This window comes from Pasteurella bettyae CCUG 2042 (assembly GCF_000262245.1).
In the GTDB taxonomy this organism is placed as follows: domain Bacteria; phylum Pseudomonadota; class Gammaproteobacteria; order Enterobacterales; family Pasteurellaceae; genus Basfia; species Basfia bettyae.
In genome coordinates this window covers 78,239-101,619 of sequence record NZ_AJSX01000004.1, presented here as the reverse complement: position 1 = coordinate 101,619, position 23,381 = coordinate 78,239, and the positions used below count along the sequence as shown (strand labels likewise).

The window sequence follows — 23,381 nt, the reverse complement described above, 5'->3', positions numbered from 1 at the left end:
CGCTAATTAACGGATATGAGTTTTTTTAAAAACCTTTTTACAGCCCCTCTACATGAGCCGATTCGTGATAATAAAGCAGAGCGGAATTTGTTTGCACGCCGAGCTCTTGTTGCGTTTATTGGGACGATTGCTTTGACTGCGATACTATTCACCAATTTGTATCATTTGCAAGTCGTTGATTATGATAAATATCAAACCCGTTCGAATGGCAACCGTATTAAATTATTGCCTGTGCCACCTACACGAGGTTTGATTTATGATCGTTATGGTAAACTTTTAGCTGAAAATTTGACTTTTTTCGGCTTGTATATTGTTCCTGAAAAGGTGGAAAATTTAGACCGCACTTTTGATGAGCTTCGCGATATTGTAGGGTTAACAGATGAGGATATTGAACAGTTTAAAAAAGAGCGTCGTCGTTCATCTCGTTATACACCAATTATGCTCAAAACAGATTTAACAGAAGAACAAATTGCTCGTTTTGCGGTGAATCAATATAACTATCCGAGTTTGGATGTCCGTCCTTATTTTAAACGTCATTATCTCTATGGCGAACCATTAACTCATATTTTAGGCTATGTTTCTCGAATTAATGATAAAGATGTTGAGCGTTTAAAACGTGAAGAAAAATATGCAAATTATGCAGGAACCACGGATATTGGCAAATTAGGTATTGAACGTTTCTACGAGGAACAACTTCATGGAACCGCGGGTTATGAGCAAGTTGAAATTAATAACCGAGGTAAAGTCATTCGTAAGTTAAGTGAGCAACCTCCTGTTGCTGGTAAGAATGTTCAGTTAACTATTGATTTACAATTACAACGTTTTATTACTGATTTATTAGTAGGGCAAAAAGGGGCTGTGGTCGTAATGGACCCAAGGGATAGCAGTATTTTAGCGATGGTATCTAGCCCAAGTTATGATAATAATTTATTTGTAGATGGTATTTCAGGTTCAGATTATAAACGTTTATTAAATGATCCTAATCGACCATTATATAGTCGTGCTACACAAGGTGCTTATCCACCCGCTTCAACGGTTAAACCTTTTATGGCTGTTTCTGCATTAACTGAAGGGGTAATTACTCCGAGTATGACAATATTTGACCCAGGTTATTGGGTGTTACCTAATACGACAAAACGTTTTCGTGACTGGAAAAAGTCTGGGCATGGTAATCTTAATTTAAATAAGTCACTTGTGGAGTCAGCAGATACTTACTTTTATCAAGTGGCTTATAAAATGGGTATTGATCGTATTTCTTTATGGATGAAGCGTTTTGGCTTTGGTATGCCAACGGGAATTGATATTCAAGAAGAAACCACAGGCATTATGCCTAGCCGTGAATGGAAACAAAAAAAATATAAGAAACCTTGGGTGTTAGGCGATACTATTCCTGTGGGGATTGGTCAAGGTTATTGGACTGCTACGCCATTGCAATTAGCTAAAGCAACAAGCGTGTTGGTTAATAATGGTAAAGTTAATACGCCGCATTTAATGAAACAAACTGTAGGTGCTTTAATAGAGCCTTATAAAGATCCTTTATTATATGAAGATATCACAGATCCTGATAAATCTTATTGGGAAGCAGTTAAGCGGGGGATGTTTGGGGTTGTTCATGCGGCTAGTGGTACAGGTCGAAAAGCCTTTGCTAGCGCACCTTATCATGTGGGCGGAAAATCGGGAACTGCGCAGGTGTTTAGCTTAAAAGAAAATCAAACTTATAATGCTGGTCAATTGAAAAAAGAATTACATGATCATGCATGGTTTACAGCTTTTGCTCCTTATGAAAATCCACATATGGTGGTATCAATTATTTTAGAAAATGCAGGTGGTGGATCTGGTAATGCTGCACCAGTAGTCCGTCAAATTATGGATTATTATTTATTACATCGTTTACCAGAAGTGGCGAAACAAGAAGGAATTCAAGATACTTTACCAGCAAATCAGGCAGTGATTGAAGAAGATGAGCCAGTTTCAAATAGTAATGATGAAATCCCAGCAGATTTGACTAGCCCAGATCAAGAAAATGCTCCAATGAATATGAATGAGGGTGAAACAGAATGATAGAGAAAAGATCACTTTTCTCCAATATTTGGCCTAAATTACACTTAGATATTTGGCTATTGTTAGGATTACTTGTTATTTCAGGTTATGGGCTTATGGTATTATACAGTGCCACAGGCGGAAGCGAAGTGATGTTTCGAAATCGGATTATCCAAGTCGCTTTAGGATTTATGGTGATGATTATCATGGCGCAGCTTCCACCAAGATTTTATCAACGAGTTGCTCCTTACCTTTATATTGCTGGGATTATTATGCTTGTTCTGGTTGATTTAATTGGTACGGTTAGTAAAGGGGCTCAACGTTGGTTAGATTTAGGCATTTTGCGATTTCAACCTTCTGAAATTGTGAAGCTATCTGTGCCTTTAATGGTGGCTGTTTATTTAGGTAATCGTAGTATTCCACCAAAATTATCAGAAACCTTGATTGCATTAACGATTATTGTGGTACCTACTCTTTTAGTCGCAATTCAACCTGATTTAGGGACATCAATTCTAGTGGTCGCATCTGGGATTTTTGTTGTATTTCTAGCAGGTATGAGTTGGTGGCTGATACTGATTGCGGTAATCGGGGTTTCAGGATTTATTCCTATTATGTGGTTGTATTTGATGCATGACTATCAAAGAACACGAGTGTTAACCTTGTTAGATCCCGAGAAAGACCCATTGGGAGCAGGATACCATATTTTACAGTCTCAGATTGCCATCGGTTCTGGTGGCATATCAGGAAAAGGCTGGATGTTAGGCACTCAGTCGCAGTTAGAGTTTTTACCCGAACCTCATACAGACTTTATTTTTGCTGTATTAAGTGAAGAACATGGTATGATTGGAATAATCCTATTGATGTTGATTTATTTCTTCATTATTGTACGAGGTCTAATTATCGGTGTAAAAGCAGAAAATGCATTTGGTCGTATTTTGACAGGCTCACTAACCTTAATTTTCTTTGTTTATATTTTTGTTAATATTGGCATGGTTAGTGGCATTTTGCCCGTCGTCGGTGTACCATTGCCACTCATTAGCTATGGTGGAACATCATTTGTTTCATTGATGGCAGGTTTTGGATTGATTATGTCAATTCATACTCACAAGCGTACTCTTTATCACAAAGGGAACTAATTAAAGTTTATACAGTCTCAACTCCTTATGAACTGTAAAAATTTAGGACACTAACCTAGAGTATTACTTATGAAGCTAAAATTTTTATTAACTATATTACTGTCTATTATTCTGACGGCTTGTTCAGCGAATAGTGATGCCAAGCATAGTACAAAGAAACACTATGGCATTGCGGGCCCCACGTTAGAGCATAAAGGGACAGTTAATTTTTCTAATACTTATATTGTGAATGGGCAAGCATACACTACCTATACTTCAAATAATGCTAAAAACTATAGTAGAGAAGGTAAAGCTAGTTATTATCATAATAATTTTCATGGTCGCCGTACTGCAAGTGGTGAACCTTATAATAAAGAAAAATTTACTGCCGCACATAAAACCTTACCTCTAGGTTCTTATGCGTTAGTGACTAATCTGCGTAATAATAAAAAAGTCATTGTACGAATTAATGATCGTGGACCTTTTTCAAATACTCGTATTTTAGATTTATCACGGGCAGCAGCAAGTGAAATTGGACTTATTAGTTTTGGCGTGGGTAGAGTTCGAGTAGAGGCATTACATGTTGATCGGCAAGGACAAATTTCTGGGGCAGGAGCTTCAACATTAGTAAAAAATGCGAAATCAAACGAAGCTCGTGATAGAATTAAATAAGGCATTATTTCAAATGAATTATCATTTAAATGCAAAGTGACTTTATGACTTAAAGTCACTTTGTGTGTTTATTTAGACGCAATAATTTATCGTTTAAATAGAAAATACATTATCAAACATTATCTGAAGGATTTATCAATGTTTAAGAAAGCATTACAAAAAACACGTTTAGCGATGTTCATTCCGCTATTTGTTCTTCCATTTACAGCATCTGCTGAAGATATTAATTATGGTATTACACCTCCTCAAGTTAATGCACAAACCTATGTGGTAATGGACTATAATTCAGGCGCAATACTCGCTTCACTAAATCCAGATCAACGTCAATATCCAGCATCTCTTACTAAAATTATGACAAGTTATGTAATTGGAGATGCTATTAAGCAAGGTAAAATTCATAATACAGATACGGTGACTATCGGCGAGAGTGCATGGGGAAAAAACTTTCCAGATTCTTCAAAAATGTTCTTAAATTTAAATCAACAAGTCACAGTAGAACAATTAAATCGTGGGATTATTGTAGTTTCAGGTAATGATGCATGTGTAGCAATGTCTGAGCATGTTTCTGGAACAACAGAAAAGTTTATTGAGACCATGAATAAATATGTAGAGCAGTTTGGATTAAAAAATACTCACTTTACTACAGTACATGGTTTAGACGATCCAAATCAATATTCCTCAGCTCGTGATATGGCAATTATGGGGGCTCATGTTATTCGTGATTTACCTGAAGAATATAAAATTTATTCAGAAAAAGATTTTACTTTTAATAAAATTAAACAGCCTAACCGTAACGGCTTATTATGGGACAAAACCATCAATGTTGATGGCATGAAAACAGGGCATACAAGCCAGGCAGGTTATAACTTAGTGGCTTCTGCAACGAATTCAAATAATATGCGTTTAATTTCTGTTGTGATGGGCGTTCCAACTTATAAGGGACGTGAAGTTGAAAGTAAAAAATTATTACAATGGGCATTTAACAGTTTTGATACTTTCAGAACTTTAGAAGCCGGTAAAGCCGTAACTAAACAAAGTGTTTATTATGGCGATAAAGGGGAAATTGAAGTTGGTGTATTGCAAGATAGCTATATTACCATTCCTAAAGGGCGTAATGCAGATTTGAAGGCTCGTTTTGAATTAAATCAGAAATATCTAGAGGCACCTTTAGCAAAAGGTCAGGTTGTAGGTAAGGTGATTTATCAATTAGATGGTAAAGATGTTGCAACCCTTGATCTTCAATCAATGTCTGATGTGCAAGAAGGCGGTATATTTGGTAAAGCTTGGGATTGGTTAGTATTAACGATTAAAAGCTTATTCTAAAAATTTTGAAAATTGACCGCACTTTTTTTATTAATATAGTATATTTTAGGCAGATTTATGGTCTGCCTGTTATTAAGGTTGAATATTTAAAAAATTATGGCAACAGAACAAGATTTTGAAAAATTAAAAGAAGTCATGGAATTTCCTGCAAAAATGACATTTAAAGTCGCAGGGATCAATCGAGAAGGTTTAGCTGCGGATCTTGTCGCAGTGGTTCAGCAATATTTGAAAGGTGATTATACTCCGAGAGAAACAAAAAGTAGTAAAGGAACTTATAATTCAGTTTCTATCGATATTGTGGCTGAAAATTTTGATCAAGTGGAAACCCTATATAAAGAATTGGCAAAAGTTGATGGTGTAAAACTGGTCATTTAATTAATGTGAAAGCTGATGTACACCATCAGCTTTTTTATTAGTGTTAAAAGAGAATTTTATAATGGAACCTCGTTTAATTATTCGCCAACTTGGAATTCAAGATTACCAAGAAACTTGGCATAAAATGCAATCATTCACAGATCAACGTAATGAACAAACCCCAGATGAAATTTGGTTAGTTGAGCATCCTGCGGTATTTACTCAAGGTCAAACAGGTAAAGCAGAACATTTATTGCAAAAAACAGATATTCCTGTGATTCAAACGGACCGTGGTGGTCAAATTACTTATCATGGACTTGGACAACAGGTGATGTATGTGTTGATTGATATTAAACGCCTTAAAGCACAGGGGCGAGAAATAAGTGTTCGAGATTTAGTCACGGCTTTAGAGCAATCTGTGGTAAAAACATTAGCTGATTATGGTATTGAAGGTTATCCAAAAGCGGATGCGCCAGGTGTTTATATTGATGGTCGAAAAATTTGTTCTTTGGGTTTACGTATTCGTCATGGGCGTTCATTTCATGGTCTAGCATTTAATATAAATATGGATCTTTCGCCTTTTCATAGTATTAATCCTTGTGGCTATGCTGGATTAGAAATGACCCAATTGGCTGATTTTATCGATTCAAATGAGGCTCAATGTGATAAAGTTTCACCCAAATTAGTTGATCACTTTGTAACAATTTTAGGTTACAATAAGCAACAAATTTTTAACATTTGATTTTCTTCAATGCCATTTAACAAAATAGTGCATGTTGTCTGATAATCAGTTATCTAGGGAAGCAAGGAATATTTATGAGTACGCCATTTAAAATGGAGCCTGGGGTAAAATATCGTGATGCGGCGAAAACGACCATTATCCAAGTGAAAAATATCGATCCTGATCAGGAATTATTGAAAAAACCTGCTTGGATGAAAATCAAATTACCCGCGAATTCTGCAAAAATCGAAAGTATCAAAAATGGTATGCGTCGTCATGGGTTAAATTCAGTTTGTGAAGAGGCTTCTTGTCCTAATTTACATGAATGTTTTAACCATGGTACGGCAACGTTTATGATTCTTGGGGCAATTTGTACTCGTCGCTGTCCATTCTGTGATGTGGCACATGGAAAACCATTACCTCCAGATGCAGATGAGCCAAAAAAATTGGCAGAAACAATCCAAGACATGAAACTGAAATATGTGGTCATTACTTCTGTGGATAGAGATGATTTACCTGATCGTGGTGCGGGTCATTTTGCAGAATGTATTAAACAAATTCGTCTGCTTAATCCTAATACTAAAATTGAGATTTTAGTCCCTGACTTTCGTGGAAGAATTGAACAAGCATTGGATAAATTAAAAGATAATCCTCCTGATGTGTTTAATCATAACTTAGAAAATGTACCACGCTTATATAAAGATATTCGTCCAGGTGCAGATTATCAATGGTCATTAAAATTGTTACGTGAATTTAAGGCATTATTCCCAAATATTCCAACTAAATCAGGTTTGATGGTGGGTTTAGGTGAAACTAACGAAGAAATTCTTAACGTAATGCAGGATTTACGTACTAATGGGGTTACGATGTTAACTTTAGGTCAGTATTTGCAACCTAGTCGTTTCCATTTGCCTGTGGCACGTTATGTACCACCTGAAGAGTTTGATGAATTCCGCAATCAGGCACAATCAATGGGCTTTGAACATGCCGCTTGTGGGCCATTTGTTCGTTCATCTTATCATGCGGATTTACAAGCCAGTGGTGGTTTAGTTAAATAGCGTATTTTAAAATAAAAAGTGCGGTAGAAATTTTAAAAATTTTTACCGCACTTTTTTATGTTATGGTGATTAGAACAAGCCTGTAATTACACCTTCTGATGTTACATCAATATGTTCTGATGCTGGAACTTTTGGTAAGCCTGGCATACGCATAATGGTGCCACAAATCACCACAATAAATCCTGCACCAGCAGATAAGCTGATACTTCTTACGTTAATATCAAATCCGCTAGGGCAACCTAATTGTTTAGCATCATCACTTAATGAATATTGTGTTTTTGCCATACAGATAGGTAATTTATCTAAACCTAATTTTTCTAATTTTTTCACTTCTGAGAGCGCATCACGACTAAAAATAACATCATTTGCACCATAGATTTTTTGTGCAATTGCTTTTACTTTATCATGAATAGATTGTTCACTATGGTAAGTAAATTTGAAGTTATTAGGTTGTGATTCTATGGCATGTATCACTTTTTTAGCTAAATCTAAACCGCCTTTACCACCTTTTCCCCAGACTTCAGTGAGTGAAACTTCTACTCCACGTTCAGCACAAGCGTTTTGAATAAGTGCAAGTTCTGCATCTGTATCAGTAACAAAACGGTTAATTGCAACTACAACAGGTAAACCTAATTCATTTTTTAAGTTATGAATATGTTTTAATAAATTCGGTAATCCTTGTTTAAGGGCTTCAAGATTTTCTTGATTGAGTTCAGATTTATCTACACCACCGTTATATTTTAAAGCACGTACTGTTGCCACAATGACTGCAACATCAGGTTTTAAGCCCGATAGACGACATTTTATATTACAAAATTTTTCTGCACCTAAATCAGCACCAAAGCCTGCTTCGGTGACGGCATACTGACCTAAATGTTTTGCTAATGTTGTAGCTAATACTGAGTTACAACCATGAGCAATATTAGCAAAAGGTCCTCCATGTACAAAAGCGGGGCTTCCTTCGATAGTTTGCACGAGATTAGGTTTGATGGCATCTTTTAATAATGCAGCCATTGCTCCTTGTGCTTTGATATCTTTTGCATAGACAGGTTTTTTGTCATAAGTATAAGCAATTAAAATATTGCCTAAACGTTCTTTTAGGTCATTAAGATCTGTTGCTAAGCAGAAAATTGCCATGACTTCAGAAGCGACAGTGATATCAAAACCATCTTCACGAGCTACGCCATCGGTTGCACCACCTAAACCACTAACGATATTACGTAATTGACGATCATTAACATCAAGTACACGACGCCACACCACTTGTTTAGGATTGATATTAAGTGCATTTCCTTGGTAAATATGATTATCAATTAATGCGGCTAATAGATTGTTGGCGCTAGTAATTGCATGGAAATCGCCATTGAAGTGTAGATTAATATCTTCCATTGGTAATACTTGAGCATAACCACCACCTGCGGCGCCACCTTTAATCCCAAATACGGGACCTAGTGAAGGTTCACGCAGAGCAACCACAGCTTGTTTGCCTAATTGATTTAAAGCATCTGTTAAACCAATGGTTACCGTGGTTTTGCCTTCACCTGCTGGGGTTGGATTGATTGCCGTAACTAAAATTAGTTTACCGTTTTTAGAAGGCAGTTGGTAGGCATCTTGTGGATCAATTTTTGCACGGTATTTACCATGTTGCTCAATTAACTCCGAATTTAATCCTAATTTTTCTGCAATACTATTAATATGTTGCATTGATACTGATTGGGCAATTTCTACATCGCTTTTCATATTAGATTCCTAAAAGTAGTTGGCAAGTTAAGATAAGGGGTTTTTGCCATTGTAACATTTATGTAAAATTTTGCGTATAAAAATACAGCAATTTTCAATTCGCTGTTAAGATAGCTCAAAGTGCGGTTAATTTTAAGGATTTTTATGTATTAATATATGGCAAAAATTTTTGTAGGAGTCAGGCTATTGATGAGTGGGAAATAAAAAGTGCGGTAAAACAACCGCACTTTTTTATAATGGATAAATTAGAGAATCATTTTTACTAGTTTATCCGCTTTTACACGTTGAAAACGTTTTAGTAAACGTTGAGCAGGTTCTGGATATTGTTCCATTTCTTCTAACTCAGTATAGCTACGTAAAACTTGAGTATGTTGGCGGATATGTTCTAATTCTTGCTGTGTTTGAGCTTTTAATTGTTGTTTTGGATCATGAATTAATAAGCCATTTTCAGCATCTAAACGCCATGCACGAGGATTTAAATTATTGCCTGTGAGAAGAAGATAATCATCATCAATCCACATTCCTTTCAAGTGATAGGTATTATCACCATCTTTCCAAGTGCGAATGACTAAATTGCCAGAGTCAATTTGTGCCGCAAACTTTTTACTAAAAGCACGTAGATTTTTCTCATATAAATATGGAAGTGCTCCTGCTATTTTAAATGGTTCGGCTGGTGGAATATAGAAATCGTTCGCCACTTTATCGCCAACGATAATTTCTACTTTTTTACCTTCTTTTAATAAATGGCTAATTTTCCCTTGTAAGGTACGAGGAAAGTTAAAATATGGTGTGCAAATCACCAATTTCTCTTTTACCAACATAAATAAATCAGCAATAATTTTATTAAGCAGGTTTTCATGTGTACCTAAACCAAATAATGGCGAAATTGTTAATTGTTCATTGGTAAAGGCAACCGCATTTTTGACTTGATAATGCCCTTCACTGGCAAGATTTTTGCGGAATGCTTTAATATGTGCACGAATCTCTTTCGTTGTCGGACGCTGTCTATTATCTAAGCTATATACTGCGGTTGGATCAAGTAGATATTGGGTTACAAAATTTACTAAAGTATCGGCAAGGCTAGCATTAGTAATTTTTTGATAACGGTCATAACGATATTTATCTTGATGATGTAAATAGACGTTGTTAATGCTGGCACCGCTATAAAGTACCGTATCATCAAATACAAAGCCTTTAATGTGTAATACGCCAAAGACTTCTCTAGTATTGATAGGCACACCAAAGAAGATAGAATCAGCTTGGTATTTCTCACGTTGTTCACAATACCAATCTGCATTCGTTGCACTTTTCTCTGCACCTAATAGATTTCGTTGTGCACGATGCCAGTCCACTAAAACTTTAATATCAAGTTGTGGATTTTTTTGTTTAGCTAAATATAGCTCATCCAAAACTTCTTGACCTGCTTCATCTAACTGCCAATAAAGTGCAGTAATATAAATACGTGTTTTAGCCGTACGAATTAATTCGATAATTGTTTGTTTAAATTGAGCTGGGCTATGAATAATTTCAAAATCTGAAGCTGATTGCACTAGATAAGGCAAATTTTCCAGATGTTGTTTTGCTCGTTTAATCTTATTCACTAACATAATATTTCTTCTTCTACGCTGTTATGCGTTATTGCGATTTAGTAGTTTACAATATTTACGACCTAAATTGATACAAAAAAGGTTTTTTTTCGCTATAATGCTTAAAATTTTTATTAGAAGTGTTTACTTTTAATCCAATTCTTGATAAATGGCGATTCTTATATGAATGATAAATCATCTTTCCAAAAAACTAAATTTCAGCAATCCTCTCACCAAAAACGTTTTAGTGAATGTTCTGTAGATAATCGTAATGAGAAACCTAGTCAAAATAGACCGCAGTTTGGACATAATGCGTCACGTTTTGAACGAGATGATAATCATCGTTCAGGTGGTAGCTTTAAAGAGAGAAAGGGTAAGTTTGAAGGTGATGGTGGACAAGAACGTCAAAATTTTTCAAAAAATGACCGCACTTTTAGTCCTCGCAATGCTCGTGAGAATGAACGTAGAAATCCCCGTTCACCGTTTTTACAACCACGTGTGACCGAGACCACAATGGAAAAGGCAAGTGGTGCAGGAAATGTTAAAGTCATGGTAAAAAGTTCGAGTATGACTAATGTGGTTCCTGTGAAAAAAACAGGTCCATTGTCACCTCGTGCACCTGAAAAAATTAAAAAGAATCGTTCTGAAGAAATGAAAGTCTATGGTGAAGGTGCTTGTTTAGCTTTATTTGCGGAACGTCCTGAAAGTATTGTTCGAGTATGGGCAACGGTTGAGATGGCACATAAAGTAGGAGATATGTTTAGTTATTTGGCGACAAATAAAAAAGTCTATCATGTCGTGGATCGTGAAGAGCTTGAATTAGTCAGTGGTACTGAACATCATGGTGGAATTTGCATGTTAGTGAAAAAAGTGCGTCCATTTACTTTATCAGGTTATTTAGATATTCCTCGCGAAAAAGATGCATTAGTGATGTTAGACAATATTCGCAATCCACAAAATGTTGGTGGTATTGTGCGTACTTGTGCATTTTATGGTGTAAAAGGTGTAATTATTGACGATGTGGAGATGCTTAATTCTGCGGCTGCAATGCGTGTAGCGGAAGGTGGAATGGAATATATTCATACTTTGCAAACTGATTATTTAGATAATGCTTTAAATCAATTACGTAAAGCAGGTTATCAGATTATTCATACGACCACAAATAAACAAGCTAAAGGTGTGCATAAATTAGCGTTAGCTAAAAAAGTGGTGTTTGTTTTAAGTGAATCAGATACTTCCGCTTTAGCACAGCAGAATGATGAAGTGATTAATTTATCTTTTGCGAATCCATTAAGAACAGGTTTAAATGTTGCGGTAGTAGCAGGTGTGTTATTAGCAGAATGGGTAAAATAATAATGTTCCCTGCGTTAGTAGGGAATAAGTTATGTTAATTCATGAGCATGATGAATGAGTACGAAGCGTTCCCATAATTGTTCTTCCGTTTCCATATGTGCTGGATCACTGATAATACATTTACTAATAGGGCAAACTTTTTGACAGGTTGGGGTGTCATAGTGTCCGACGCATTCGGTACAAAGGTTAGGATCGATTACATAGATTTCATCGCCAACAGAAATTGCCTCATTTGGACATTCTGGTAAGCACATATCACAGTTGGTGCATTTGTCAGTAATTAAAAGTGCCATGTAAACCCTTGTTATTCGTTAAGAACGGCAAATTATAATGATTGCCCTTAGAAAGGCAAATATTTATTTCTATTTAAAGGTTAGTATGCAGCAAAAAAATTATTTCATTAAAGCACTTTTGGCTACACTTTCAATGACATTATTATTGTCTAGTTGTTTTGATAAACATAAATCAGAATCGGAAAAAATTTCTCAAAATACTACCGCAGTTTCTCAATCACAACGTTCTCAAACACAGTCTAATCCAAATGAATCTTCTTCGCTGAAAATTAATACTAACTATGATTATGTGATGCTTGAGGATAAAATTGGTCCCAATACTAAAGCAACAGTTGATTATTACATGTTAGCACTTTCGTGGTCACCTGCATTCTGTGATTCCCAATATGATAAATATGGAAAAAACCTACCGCCCTCTGCAGAGTATCAGTGTGGTATGAAAAAGCAATATGGCTGGGTAATTCATGGTTTATGGACACAAAGTGCAACAGCAAGAAGTGCTGCGGGCCATCCTCGTTTTTGCCAGGGAGATTTACCGCCCGTTGATGAAAATGTGATTGCCAAATATATGAATGAAAGCCCTAGCCCAAATTTGTTACAAGGTGAATGGGAAAAACACGGTGCTTGCGCTTTTAAAGAGGCTCAACAATATTTTGCTAAACAGCAAGAATTATATCAAGCATTAAACTTGCCGAATAAAGCGTTAAAAGGAAAAGAATTATTTAGCTGGCTCAGAAAAAATAACCCTCATTTAAATGGTGCATATTTAGGGGCAAGTCGTAATGAAATTTATATTTGTTACAGTTTGCAATGGCAGGTAATAGATTGCCCTAAATAAAATGAATTTTTTTCAGAATAAACTGACTATAGTAGATGAAATATTGTCGTCATTTAATAGGAATAAATTGATCTAGACCTATTACAATATAGCCAATAGTAGGTATAATATTGCGGTCTATAAAAATTAAATTTTAACCCAAAAGAGGATAAATTATGTCAGTAATTAAAATGACCGATCTTGATTTAGCAGGCAAACGCCTATTTATTCGTGCAGATTTAAATGTTCCCGTAAAAGACGGCAAAGTAACTTCAGATGCACGTATTCAAGCTACAATTCCAACATTAAAATTGGCATTGCAGAAAGGTGCTAAAGTCATGGTAACTTCACACCTCGGTCGTCCAACTGAAGGTGAGTTTACTCAAGAAGATTCATTACAACCTGTAGTTGATTATTTGAATGAAGCAGGTTTTAAAGCACGTTTAGTTCAAGATTATTTGAATGGTGTAGAAGTTAATGACGGCGAAGTAGTTGTATTGGAAAACGTACGTATTAACAAAGGTGAAAAGAAAAATGATCCAGAATTGGGTAAAAAATATGCCGCACTTTGTGATATATTTGTGATGGATGCATTCGGCACAGCTCACCGTGCACAAGCTTCAACTTATGGTGTGGCAGAGTATGCTCCAGTAGCTTGTGCTGGTCCATTATTAGCAGCTGAATTAGATGCTTTAGGTAAAGCATTAAAAGAACCAAAACGCCCAATGTTAGCCATTGTTGGCGGTTCAAAAGTTTCGACTAAATTAACAGTTTTAGATTCTCTTTCTAAAATTGCTGATCAAATTATTGTTGGTGGTGGTATTGCTAATACCTTTATTGCTGCTGAGGGTCACCCTGTCGGTAAATCTTTATATGAAGAAGATTTAATCCCAGAAGCAAAACGTTTAGCCGCTGCAACAAATATTCCAGTTCCTGTAGATGTGCGTGTAGGAACAGAATTTTCTGATACAGCATTAGCGACAGAGAAAGCAGTAACTGCAGTACAAGCAGATGAATCAATCTTTGATATTGGTGATAAAACAGCAGAACAATTAGCTGATATTATTCGTCAATCAAAAACTATTCTTTGGAATGGTCCTGTAGGCGTATTTGAATTCCCTAATTTCCGCAAAGGGACAGAAGTTATTTCTAATGCTATCGCAGAAGCTACGGCAAATGGTGCATTCTCTATTGCTGGTGGTGGCGATACTTTAGCGGCAATTGATTTGTTTGGTATCAAAGATAAAATTTCTTATATTTCAACGGGCGGTGGTGCTTTCTTAGAATTTGTGGAAGGTAAAGTTTTACCTGCTGTTGAAATCTTAGAAAAACGTGCTAAATAATAGTGACTAAAATCCAAGGTGCAAAGCTGTTTTTTGCACCTATGAAAAAGGTTTAACTCAACGAGGAAAAAGCAAACATGGCTAAATTATTAGACATCGTAAAACCAGGTGTATTAACTGGTGATGACGTACAAAAAGTATTTGCATATGCAAAAGAACATAATTTCGCAATCCCAGCAGTAAACTGTGTCGGTTCTGATTCAGTCAATGCTGTCTTAGAAACAGCAGCTCGAGTGAAAGCTCCAGTGATTATTCAATTTTCTAACGGTGGTGCGGCGTTCTATGCAGGAAAAGGCATTAAACCTGCAACTGGAGTTCGTCCTGATGTTTTAGGTGCTATTGCTGCCGCTAAACATGTTCATACTGTAGCTGCTGAGTATGGTGTACCAGTGATTCTTCACACTGACCATTGTGCTAAAAAATTACTTCCATGGGTTGATGGGTTATTAGATGCGGGTGAAAAGTTCTTTGCAGAAACTGGTAAACCGTTATTTTCTTCTCATATGTTAGACCTTTCAGAAGAGCCAATGGCTGAAAATATGGCAATTTGTCGTAAATACTTAGAACGTATGGACAAAATGGGAATGACACTTGAAATTGAAATCGGTATTACTGGTGGTGAAGAGGATGGCGTAGATAATTCTGGTGTTGATGAGTCTCGTTTATATACCCAGCCTGCAGATGTACTATATGTTTATGATCAATTACATCCAGTCAGCCCTCGTTTTACAGTAGCTGCGGCATTTGGTAATGTACATGGTGTTTATAAACCTGGTAATGTAAAATTAAAACCATCTATTTTAGGTGATTCACAAGAATTTGTTTCTAAAGAACGTAACTTACCAGCTAAATCAATTGATTTTGTATTCCATGGCGGTTCAGGTTCAAGTCGTGAAGAGATCCGTGAAGCAATTAGCTATGGTGCAATTAAAATGAATATTGATACTGATACTCAATGGGCATCTTGGAATGGTATCCTTCAATTCTACAAAGCAAATGAAGCATACTTACAAGGTCAATTAGGTAACCCTGAAGGCCCTGATGCACCGAATAAAAAATACTATGACCCACGTGTTTGGTTGCGTAAAATGGAAGAATCGATGTCTAAACGTTTAGAACAATCTTTCCAAGATTTAAACTGTGTTGATGTATTATAATTGGTGATAAAATCAGTTAAAATAAGATCGCACTTTATTAAAAGTGCGGTCTTTTATTATAAAAATTTTAAAGAGTAAGGTTATGTTGAAAATTAATAAAGTGAATTTAATTAATGGATTAGTCGGGTTCTTCTTTATTATCTGCTTAGTCGTAAAAAGTGGATATAGTATTTCACCAATCTTACTTTCATTGATTGGCATCATTTATTTTATTTATCAATTTATTCATAAAAAAAATTGGAATATTTCTCAAGATGAAAAGCAGCTTATTTATAGCTATGCCATTTATGTTAGTTTATTTGTTCTATCCTTTATTATTCATCAAGGTAAATTAAGAGAGCTTGATGATCCAACCAAAATTCTTTGTTTGTTGACGTTATTACTTTTATTTCGTCAATTTCCTATAAAATTATCGACACTAATTACTTTTATTCCTATTGGTGCTTGTATTGCTTGTGCTGTTGCAATATTTGACCGTTTTTATTTGCATGCAGGTATGGCATTTTCAACTCGCCTCATGCATATTCAGGGCGGTGATATTTCCATGTCTTTAGGTATGTTTTCTTTAGTATGCGCTATTTATTATTTTATTAAGGGGAACTATAAACTTGTGTTATTTTGTTTAGTAGCAAGCTCATGTGGTGTGATTGGTAGTATTTTATCTTCCGCTCGTGGTGGCTGGATTGGTATTCCTTTTATTGTATGTTTTATTTTTTGGGCATATCGTAAAAATTTATCGAAAACTTTTTCCATTTCAATTATTGCGACATTGTTGATTACAATTGTCGCTGCGGTATCAATTCCAAATACAAAAATTATAACACGCTTAAACCAAGCTCAGAGTGATATCTCTGGATACCTTGATAATAAAAAAGGTGCAGATTCAACTTCAGTTGGCGCTCGTTTTGAAATGTGGAAAAGCACTATTATTATGATTAAAGAAAAACCTATATTGGGTTGGGGCATTCAGAATGTGACGGAAGAGCGTAAGAAACATTATGAACAAGGTTTAATCAGTAAGTATGCATCACAGTTTAATCATGCTCATAATCAATATTTAGATGATACTTCAAAACGTGGAATACTTGGCTTGTTAGCATTATTAGGTATATTTTTTGTGCCTATTCGTTTTTTCTGGAAATCTTTGAAAGATAAAGAATTAGATGTGCGTTTTGTGGCAATTTTAGGATTGGTTCATGTCGGTTCAGTGATGTTTTATTGCCTAAGCCAAGGTTTCTTTTCCCATAACTCAGGCAATATATTTTACTTTTTTCTTGTGGTTCTGTTTTATGCCGTGATTTTATCAATAAAAGCTAAAAGCACAGCAGAATTAACCAAATAATTAGCGCATTACCAATCGCCACAAATACTGCTGCAGAGCCTTGATCTTTGGCTCTACCAGATAGCTCATGTCGTTCTGTACCAATTCTATCTACCACGGACTCTAAAGCACTATTTAACAGTTCTGTAATCAGTACAATAAGATAAGAGCCTATCATCAAAGCTAATTCAAATTTATCATTAGCTAAATAAAATGCTAATGGAATTAGAATAATGCCAGCTGATAATTCATGTCTAAATGCAACTTCATGTTTAATTGCACTTTTTAATCCTTGAATAGAATAGCCTGCTGATTTAATAAAATGTGTAAGTCCTGTTGTTTTTTCCATTGATGATAATCCAGATAAAAAGTACGAAAAATAGACCGCACTTTAGCACCTATTTTGAAAGGTGGTTATTATAAACGTTTTGCTTCAATTACATCATTTAATTTTGTTAATCGAGCTAATATTTTAGTTAATATCTCGACATTATGAAGTTCTACTTCTAAATCCATCGTTGCCAGTTGATTCTTTTTATCTAAACGAGTCGAAATATTTGTGACTGAAATCTTATCATTTGCTAAGACAGTTGTAATATCACGTAATAGACCATTTCTATCATTGGCAATCACACGGATACTAATATTGAAGCCTTTTGTATTGTTATAATTGGTTCCCCAGATTGACTTAACTACTCGTTCTGGATGTACTGATGTTAACTCAGCAAGTTGTTCGCAATCGGCTCGATGAATAGAGATTCCTCGCCCCACAGTAATATAACCTACAATCTCATCACCAGGAATTGGCTGGCAACAGCGAGCAATATGATGCATTAAATTGCCGACTCCCTCCACAATGATATGGCTATTTGTTTCATTTTTTTGTGTGTTAGTAGCAGTATTTGCACTTCGAGTAACTTGGCGTAAGACTTCTTCATCTACTTCTTGAGCGGTTGGTTTACTCAATTTCCCTTGCAAAAAATTGATTAAGTGATTAATTCGAATATCGCCACTACCAATGCCTGCAAATAGATCATCTATATTTTTTAGATTATAACGTGGTAGAGCCAGTGGCTCGATTTGTTTTAATGTTAGTCCAACACGGCTAAGTTCAGTTTCTAATTGCTCTTTGCCAACTGGAATATTTTTCTCACGATCAAGTTTTTTAAACCAAGCTTGAATTTTAGACCGTGCTTTTTGCGTATGGGTAAAGCCTAAATTAGGATTTAACCAATCTCGGCTTGGATTCGGATTTTTTTGGGTAATGATATCAATCTGATCACCCATTTGTAGTTGATAAGTAAAAGGAACAATGCGTCCAGCTACTTTTGCACCAATACAACAATGCCCTACATCACTATGAATAGCATAAGCAAAATCTAATGGTGTTGAACCTGTTGGTAAATCAATCACTTGACCTTTTGGTGTGAAAACATAAACACGATCGTCAAATACTTGAGTACGAAGTTCGGGAACCACTTCGCCCGCATCACTAATATCATGTTGCCATGCGAGAAGTTTACGTAACCAAATAATTTTTTCTTCATAGGAAGAAAGAGAGCCTGTATTCCCTTCTTTATATTTCCAGTGAGCCGCAACACCTAATTCTGCATCATCATGCATTTTTTGAGTACGAATTTGTACTTCAATAGGTTTTTCACCTTCGCCAAGTACCACTGTATGAATAGATTGATAACCATTAGGTTTAGGATTAGCAACATAATCATCAAATTGTTCTGGTAAGTGTTTAAAATGGGTATGAACAATACCTAATGCTGTATAACAATCTTGTAATTTAGGAACGATGATACGCACTGCACGAATATCATAGAGTTCGTTAAAGTCCAATTGTTTCTTTTGCATCTTCCGCCAAATACTATAGATATGCTTTGGTCGACCATAAACTTCGGCACCTGTCATGGCTTCATTTAGATAGTGAGAAATAGTATCTACAAAAGAGGCAATATATTGTTCTCGATCTAATCTACGTTCATGTAATTTAATCGCGATAATCCGATATTCTTCTGGTTGTAGATTTCGGAAACAATAATCTTCCAGTTCCCATTTGAGTTGTCCAATTCCTAGGCGATTTGCCAAAGGCGCATAGATATTAGAACATTCTTTAGCTGCTTCAATTTTATATTGTCTAGGATAGCGTTTTTCTTCATCCCTGAGATAAATAATTCGTTCTGCTAATTTGATAATTACACAACGGAAGTCATCAACCATAGCGAGTAACATTCGACGAATATTATCGACCTGAGAATTTGAATCACTGGTGTTAAGCTGACGGATGTTGTTCATTTCCAACACCCCTTTTAATAATTTCCAGATTTGGCTACCAAAATCTTCTTTTATTTGTTCAAGAGTGACGATTTTAGCATTAACAATAGGGAATAACATCGCAGCGAGTAGCGTATCTGCATCCATATTTAGACCATGCAGAATTTCTACCATTTCCACACCATCACGAAGATACCAATGGCTATTTTGGAAGAGTTGTTGAGCTTTTTCTTGCGTATAGTACCAGGCCTGAACAACCTTTTTTTCTACATCTGTGGTTAATTTTAGACCTGCACACCATTCTTCAATAATAAAGTCTTTGGGGTTTAATAAATGTGATACTCGTACGGCAACCATAGTTCTTCCTTGCTTCGCTATTTTTCAAAAAGCGTAATGCTTTCTAAATGTCCTGTATGAGGGAACATATCAATCATTGCTACTTTATTGATTTTATAGTTAGACTTAATAAGTATTTCTGCATCTCGTACTAAGGTGGCAGGATTGCAAGAAACATAAAGTATTTTATCTGCCTGTAGTTGACATAATGCAGTTAATGCAAAAGCAGCTCCACTTCGAGGAGGATCTAATAACACTTTATTAAAAGTCTCATTTGCCCAAGTTTGTTCTGCAAATGATTGATCTAAATTCGCCCGATAAAATTTGACATTTTTACAATCATTTCGTTCAGCATTTGCTTTTGCTTTCTCTACCATAGCTGAGACACCTTCAATACCAACCACGTTATTCACTCGTTGGCTAATGGACAATGTAAAATTCCCCATGCCACAAAACAGATCTAAAACATGATCTTGTTCATTTAGGTCTAACCAATCAACAGCTGTTTTTATCATTTGTTGATTCAAATAGGTATTTACTTGAATAAAATCACGAATATCAAATTGTAATTTTAAATTATTTTCTAATTCATAATAGGGAAATTGATTCGAAATATTTTCAATGCATTTATCATCCTGTAAGAATAACATTAGATTTTCTTGATGTGCAAAATTAAGCAACAAAGTGCGGTCAGATTTTCTTAAATTTTCACGATAACGCAATAACATTGCTACACCATTATCTGCAGCAACTAATTCTATATGCCCTAATTGTTGAGGCTGAGAGAATTGTGAAAAAAGTGCGGTAAGTTTTGGCAATAAATTATTGAGTATAGGTTCAAGCACATCACATTGCTGAATAGCGACAATTTTATCTGAGGCTTTTTGACGTAATCCAATTTCTATCTGTTTTGATTTGCTATTGAATAACATACTTAATCGTACACGACGACGATAACCCACTGATTTACCTATTATCATAGGTTGAAATTCAATTTTTTCTGATTGAAGTTTGCTAAGACGTTTAAATAAAGCATCTTGTTTACTTTGCCGTTGTAGTTGAATGGGAATATGCTGACTTTGGCAGCCTCCACAGATGTGATAATAGCTACAGGTTGGTTTCTGACGGTCTGAACTTTCTTTTAGAATATGTTGAGTAACACCTAAACCAAATTGCCGTTTTTCTTGAGTAATTTTAAATTTAACCTTTTCTCCTGGCAGCGCATTTTCAATAAACCAGGTTTTCCCTTGTATTTTTGCTACGCCTAAGCCTTGGTAATCTAAATCTAATATATCCACAATTTTTGATTGAGTTGATGTTTGCAGTTGTGTTTTCGGAGTATAAAGTAAAACCATAATGTTATTATTTTAAATATAAAATATGTTGTGTGAATAATTCTCTGCTTTTCAATGGCTTATTGCCTAAATAAGGTTTTAGCACTATACGTGTAAAACGTTTAGCTGCTTGTAAAACAGCGGTATCATTAAATTGTTGTTGTTCAAAAGCCAGTAATTCACGACCATAAAAAGTGAGATTATCTTTAATAAGTGAAGCAATGAAACCTTTTTCTTCGCGATAACGATAGGTCATATTGGGATCTACGGGTTCACCAGAACCAGCACAATGAAGAAAGTCCACTCCATATCCTAAAGTTTGTAAAAGTTTAAACTCAAATTCACGTAAAGCAGGCTCGACATAATCTTGAGATAATGCAAGGGAGGTTAAACAATGCAAATAATCCTGAAAAAGTTGAGGATAGGATGTCTCATGTTCAATTACCCTTGAGATTAATTCATTGATATAAAACCCACTAAATAATGCTGTTTGTTGTAATGGTAATGCTAATGCTGCGGGTTCCACTTTTGTTAATGTTTTTAAGCTACCTTTACCAGACCAACGAAGTAATAATGGTGTAAATGGCTGTAAGACTGATTTTAAAGAAGAACGTTTTGCTCTAGCACCTTTTGCTAGCACAGTTAAACGACCTGTTTGTTCAGTAAACAGATCTACTAATAAACTCGTTTCACTATAGGGTTTGCGATGTAATACAAAGCCTCGTTGCAGATTTTCTATTGTTTTTCCCTCTCCATTATGAGCTGACTTATTTTATCAGATTTTAGACAGTAATTTTTAGTTATTTTTTTGAATCAATCATCATATTGACATAAATAAATATAAAAATAAAAAGCCCAATATTTCTATTGGGCAAAAGACATTAGCTATGATGTTTTTTATTAATTATCTTTTAGAAGAAGATACGAGTACCAAGAGCGATTTTCTTATCATCATCAATTTTTTGACCTGCTTCTTTAACTTTGAATGAACCGCCTTCAAGGTAGACTAAGAAGTTTTTATTGAATTCATGACCCGCACTTAATACCCAACCACGGAATTTATCGTTGTCAGCATCTCCTTGAGTTTTACCATTACCCCAAATGTAGGTCGCTTGGATAGTATCTTCTGGAGTTAGTTTATATTTTAATGCTGTACGGTACTGAGTTACATCATCATTAATAACATTAGTAGCATAGAATTTACCCCAACCACCAGCTTTAGCTGCTGCTAACCCACGTTTTGATGTTTCAACATGTGCATAGTCAAAACCAAATGTTGTATCAGCATAGCCTAATAATATACCTGCACCATGTGATTTCACATTAAATTGATCTGCTTCAAATACGGTTGTTGAAGCTTTAGTTTGACCGAAACCACCGCGCACACCAACTGATACATCACCAAATTTGTGATCATAGTAACCTACAATATCAAAGCCAGTACCAGTGCTTGCACCTTGTCCTGTAGTGGTAGTTGCAATTGGTGCTGTGTTACAAGGTAAAGCAGTACAAGTTGGATAAGTTAAAGTAGTTGAACTTGCTGTTTTTGATTTATTGCCGAAATAGTAGTCAGCACCAATTTTGAATCCATTAAATGTTGCAGATGTAAATTTAATACCTTTTGTCATTTGATCTGGAACTTTGATGATTGAACCTACTTCATAGTCAAAGTTTGCATAGTCTAAATTATCACCATGAGTTAATTGACGACCAAATGTTAATTCACCGATGTCTTTATGGAAGATACCGCCGTAGGCACGTTTAACATGAAGGCTATCTAATGTATCTGTTTTCGAGAAACGTAATTCTAAAGCCGCTAATACACCATATTTTTCAGTAAATTGGTGAATTGCATCAACACGAAGACGAGTACTTGGGTCACGTAAGTCGGTGCGGTTATTTTTAGTATTTTGAAGTTCTAATGTAATACGACCATTAACATCAATTACTGTACCTACTTTACCTTTCTCACCATAGACAATAGTTGCATTTGCTGCTGTTGCTGTTAAAGCTAGCGATTGCTAGAGCGATGATAGTCTTTTTCATAATGATACCTTAAGTTTTTAGTTTTAATCACTCGATAATATTTACATATGATTTGTTCATATATATAAGCGTTAAGGAATGGGATAACTCATCCTTGTTATAAAATTTAATGAAATCCCAAAATGGTGTCAAACTATCGAAAATAAAATGGATAATATAATAAAATCAATTAGATATATGTTGTAAGTATGATGTTGTTATAAGGTGACGCTTCATTATTCTGTTTTTTTGGAGTTTTCTATATTTATCTTTATGAAAAATATATGTTTTTTTTAGTTTTTTGATTTTTGAATTAATTTGTGCATAATTTTTAAAAAAATGAAATATTTCTCCAAAATGTGAACTAAATCACTATTTAAATAGGAATTGTTTTTAATTTAGAAAAAAGTTTTTTGAAAAATATGTGTTTATTGGAGGAATAATAAAATTTCTAAATAAAATTAGTGGGCTAGCACTATCATTGGAGTGTGATCTTGATCTTGTTTTAGT

19 protein-coding genes and 1 pseudogene are annotated in these 23,381 nt (G+C 35.2%); 12 read left to right on the top strand and 8 right to left on the bottom strand.

Annotated elements, in window-relative coordinates; genetic code table 11:
• Positions 1–15: 15 nt before the first annotated feature.
• The 7 genes from mrdA to lipA all read left to right on the top strand — a co-directional run bounded on the left by mrdA (position 16) and on the right by lipA (position 7,283).
• Positions 16–2,061, top strand: a complete 2,046-nt coding sequence (mrdA, locus tag HMPREF1052_RS00685) for a penicillin-binding protein 2 (protein WP_005758603.1) — start codon at positions 16–18, stop codon at positions 2,059–2,061.
• Positions 2,058–3,176 (top strand): rod shape-determining protein RodA, encoded by a 1,119-nt coding sequence (gene rodA / locus HMPREF1052_RS00680; protein WP_005758475.1) that lies wholly within the window; start codon positions 2,058–2,060, stop codon positions 3,174–3,176. The genes mrdA and rodA overlap by 4 nt, the downstream gene beginning before the upstream one ends.
• 69 nt (positions 3,177–3,245) lie before the next feature.
• Positions 3,246–3,827: a septal ring lytic transglycosylase RlpA family protein gene (locus tag HMPREF1052_RS00675; RefSeq protein ID WP_005758488.1), complete on the top strand. Its 582-nt coding sequence runs from the start codon at positions 3,246–3,248 to the stop codon at positions 3,825–3,827.
• A gap of 174 nt (positions 3,828–4,001) precedes the next feature.
• A complete protein-coding gene (locus tag HMPREF1052_RS00670) occupies positions 4,002–5,150 on the top strand; it encodes a serine hydrolase (RefSeq protein ID WP_370446585.1) in 1,149 nt (382 codons plus the stop codon).
• A gap of 96 nt (positions 5,151–5,246) precedes the next feature.
• Positions 5,247–5,525 carry a DUF493 family protein YbeD gene (gene ybeD / locus HMPREF1052_RS00665; RefSeq protein ID WP_005758545.1) on the top strand — a complete coding sequence of 93 codons (279 nt, stop codon included), beginning with the start codon at positions 5,247–5,249 and terminating at the stop codon, positions 5,523–5,525.
• Between the two features lie 61 nt (positions 5,526–5,586).
• Positions 5,587–6,246, top strand: a complete 660-nt coding sequence (gene lipB, locus HMPREF1052_RS00660; protein ID WP_005758418.1) for a lipoyl(octanoyl) transferase LipB — start codon at positions 5,587–5,589, stop codon at positions 6,244–6,246.
• A 74-nt stretch (positions 6,247–6,320) separates the two neighbouring features.
• A complete protein-coding gene (lipA, locus tag HMPREF1052_RS00655; RefSeq protein WP_005758572.1) occupies positions 6,321–7,283 on the top strand; it encodes a lipoyl synthase in 963 nt (320 codons plus the stop codon).
• A gap of 69 nt (positions 7,284–7,352) precedes the next feature.
• Here the strand turns inward: lipA and HMPREF1052_RS00650 are convergent, their stop codons facing one another.
• Both HMPREF1052_RS00650 and pssA read right to left on the bottom strand, forming a co-directional pair.
• Complete coding sequence (locus HMPREF1052_RS00650) at positions 7,353–9,023, bottom strand: formate--tetrahydrofolate ligase (protein ID WP_005758490.1); 1,671 nt, start codon at positions 9,021–9,023, stop codon at positions 7,353–7,355.
• Between the two features lie 245 nt (positions 9,024–9,268).
• Positions 9,269–10,630, bottom strand: a complete 1,362-nt coding sequence (gene pssA / locus HMPREF1052_RS00645; protein WP_005758403.1) for a CDP-diacylglycerol--serine O-phosphatidyltransferase — start codon at positions 10,628–10,630, stop codon at positions 9,269–9,271.
• A gap of 162 nt (positions 10,631–10,792) precedes the next feature.
• On the opposite strand from pssA, the gene HMPREF1052_RS00640 reads away from it, so the two are divergent.
• On the top strand, positions 10,793–11,962 hold the full coding sequence (locus HMPREF1052_RS00640; RefSeq protein ID WP_005758554.1) for a TrmH family RNA methyltransferase: 1,170 nt from the start codon (positions 10,793–10,795) through the stop codon (positions 11,960–11,962).
• 29 nt (positions 11,963–11,991) lie between these two features.
• Here the strand turns inward: HMPREF1052_RS00640 and HMPREF1052_RS00635 are convergent, their stop codons facing one another.
• The gene (locus HMPREF1052_RS00635; RefSeq protein WP_040596123.1) at positions 11,992–12,255 is read right to left on the bottom strand and encodes a YfhL family 4Fe-4S dicluster ferredoxin; all 264 of its coding nucleotides are present in this window, start codon (positions 12,253–12,255) and stop codon (positions 11,992–11,994) included.
• Between the two features lie 106 nt (positions 12,256–12,361).
• Between HMPREF1052_RS00635 and HMPREF1052_RS00630 the strand changes: the two genes are divergently transcribed.
• The 4 genes from HMPREF1052_RS00630 (at position 12,362) to HMPREF1052_RS00615 (ending at position 16,914) form a co-directional block, all read left to right on the top strand.
• Positions 12,362–13,093 (top strand): ribonuclease T2 family protein, encoded by a 732-nt coding sequence (locus tag HMPREF1052_RS00630; RefSeq protein WP_040596130.1) that lies wholly within the window; start codon positions 12,362–12,364, stop codon positions 13,091–13,093.
• 155 nt (positions 13,094–13,248) lie between these two features.
• Positions 13,249–14,415, top strand: coding sequence for a phosphoglycerate kinase (locus tag HMPREF1052_RS00625; protein ID WP_005758439.1), 1,167 nt, complete (start codon positions 13,249–13,251; stop codon positions 14,413–14,415).
• A 77-nt stretch (positions 14,416–14,492) separates the two neighbouring features.
• Positions 14,493–15,572, top strand: coding sequence for a class II fructose-bisphosphate aldolase (fbaA, locus tag HMPREF1052_RS00620; protein WP_005758585.1), 1,080 nt, complete (start codon positions 14,493–14,495; stop codon positions 15,570–15,572).
• A gap of 82 nt (positions 15,573–15,654) precedes the next feature.
• Positions 15,655–16,914, top strand: coding sequence for an O-antigen ligase family protein (locus HMPREF1052_RS00615; RefSeq protein WP_005758589.1), 1,260 nt, complete (start codon positions 15,655–15,657; stop codon positions 16,912–16,914).
• Here HMPREF1052_RS00615 and HMPREF1052_RS00610 read toward each other — a convergent pair.
• The 5 genes and pseudogenes from HMPREF1052_RS00610 to HMPREF1052_RS00590 all read right to left on the bottom strand — a co-directional run.
• Positions 16,886–17,242, bottom strand: coding sequence for a diacylglycerol kinase (locus tag HMPREF1052_RS00610; protein WP_005758431.1), 357 nt, complete (start codon positions 17,240–17,242; stop codon positions 16,886–16,888). The genes HMPREF1052_RS00615 and HMPREF1052_RS00610 overlap by 29 nt on opposite strands.
• A 68-nt stretch (positions 17,243–17,310) precedes the next feature.
• Positions 17,311–19,533 carry a GTP diphosphokinase gene (gene relA / locus HMPREF1052_RS00605; RefSeq protein ID WP_005758584.1) on the bottom strand — a complete coding sequence of 741 codons (2,223 nt, stop codon included), beginning with the start codon at positions 19,531–19,533 and terminating at the stop codon, positions 17,311–17,313.
• Between the two features lie 17 nt (positions 19,534–19,550).
• Complete coding sequence (rlmD, locus tag HMPREF1052_RS00600) at positions 19,551–20,867, bottom strand: 23S rRNA (uracil(1939)-C(5))-methyltransferase RlmD (protein ID WP_005758383.1); 1,317 nt, start codon at positions 20,865–20,867, stop codon at positions 19,551–19,553.
• Positions 20,868–20,874: 7 nt separating this feature from the next.
• Entirely contained in the window at positions 20,875–21,585 is a 711-nt protein-coding gene (recO, locus tag HMPREF1052_RS00595; RefSeq protein WP_040596122.1) for a DNA repair protein RecO, read from the bottom strand.
• Between the two features lie 172 nt (positions 21,586–21,757).
• Positions 21,758–22,849: pseudogene (locus HMPREF1052_RS00590) on the bottom strand (porin); the annotation flags it as partial.
• Positions 22,850–23,381: the final 532 nt, after the last annotated feature.

Coding starts and splice junctions, on each gene's coding strand:
- HMPREF1052_RS00650 (WP_005758490.1), bottom strand. CDS start 9,023: ATGAAAAGCGATGTAGAAATTGCCCAATCAGTATCAATGCAACATATT.
- HMPREF1052_RS00615 (WP_005758589.1), top strand. CDS start 15,655: ATGTTGAAAATTAATAAAGTGAATTTAATTAATGGATTAGTCGGGTTC.
- rlmD (WP_005758383.1), bottom strand. CDS start 20,867: ATGGTTTTACTTTATACTCCGAAAACACAACTGCAAACATCAACTCAA.
- ybeD (WP_005758545.1), top strand. CDS start 5,247: ATGGCAACAGAACAAGATTTTGAAAAATTAAAAGAAGTCATGGAATTT.
- lipA (WP_005758572.1), top strand. CDS start 6,321: ATGAGTACGCCATTTAAAATGGAGCCTGGGGTAAAATATCGTGATGCG.
- rodA (WP_005758475.1), top strand. CDS start 2,058: ATGATAGAGAAAAGATCACTTTTCTCCAATATTTGGCCTAAATTACAC.
- HMPREF1052_RS00625 (WP_005758439.1), top strand. CDS start 13,249: ATGTCAGTAATTAAAATGACCGATCTTGATTTAGCAGGCAAACGCCTA.
- HMPREF1052_RS00640 (WP_005758554.1), top strand. CDS start 10,793: ATGAATGATAAATCATCTTTCCAAAAAACTAAATTTCAGCAATCCTCT.
- lipB (WP_005758418.1), top strand. CDS start 5,587: ATGGAACCTCGTTTAATTATTCGCCAACTTGGAATTCAAGATTACCAA.
- pssA (WP_005758403.1), bottom strand. CDS start 10,630: ATGTTAGTGAATAAGATTAAACGAGCAAAACAACATCTGGAAAATTTG.
- HMPREF1052_RS00675 (WP_005758488.1), top strand. CDS start 3,246: ATGAAGCTAAAATTTTTATTAACTATATTACTGTCTATTATTCTGACG.
- relA (WP_005758584.1), bottom strand. CDS start 19,533: ATGGTTGCCGTACGAGTATCACATTTATTAAACCCCAAAGACTTTATT.
- mrdA (WP_005758603.1), top strand. CDS start 16: ATGAGTTTTTTTAAAAACCTTTTTACAGCCCCTCTACATGAGCCGATT.
- HMPREF1052_RS00635 (WP_040596123.1), bottom strand. CDS start 12,255: ATGGCACTTTTAATTACTGACAAATGCACCAACTGTGATATGTGCTTA.
- HMPREF1052_RS00610 (WP_005758431.1), bottom strand. CDS start 17,242: ATGGAAAAAACAACAGGACTTACACATTTTATTAAATCAGCAGGCTAT.
- fbaA (WP_005758585.1), top strand. CDS start 14,493: ATGGCTAAATTATTAGACATCGTAAAACCAGGTGTATTAACTGGTGAT.
- HMPREF1052_RS00670 (WP_370446585.1), top strand. CDS start 4,002: ATGTTCATTCCGCTATTTGTTCTTCCATTTACAGCATCTGCTGAAGAT.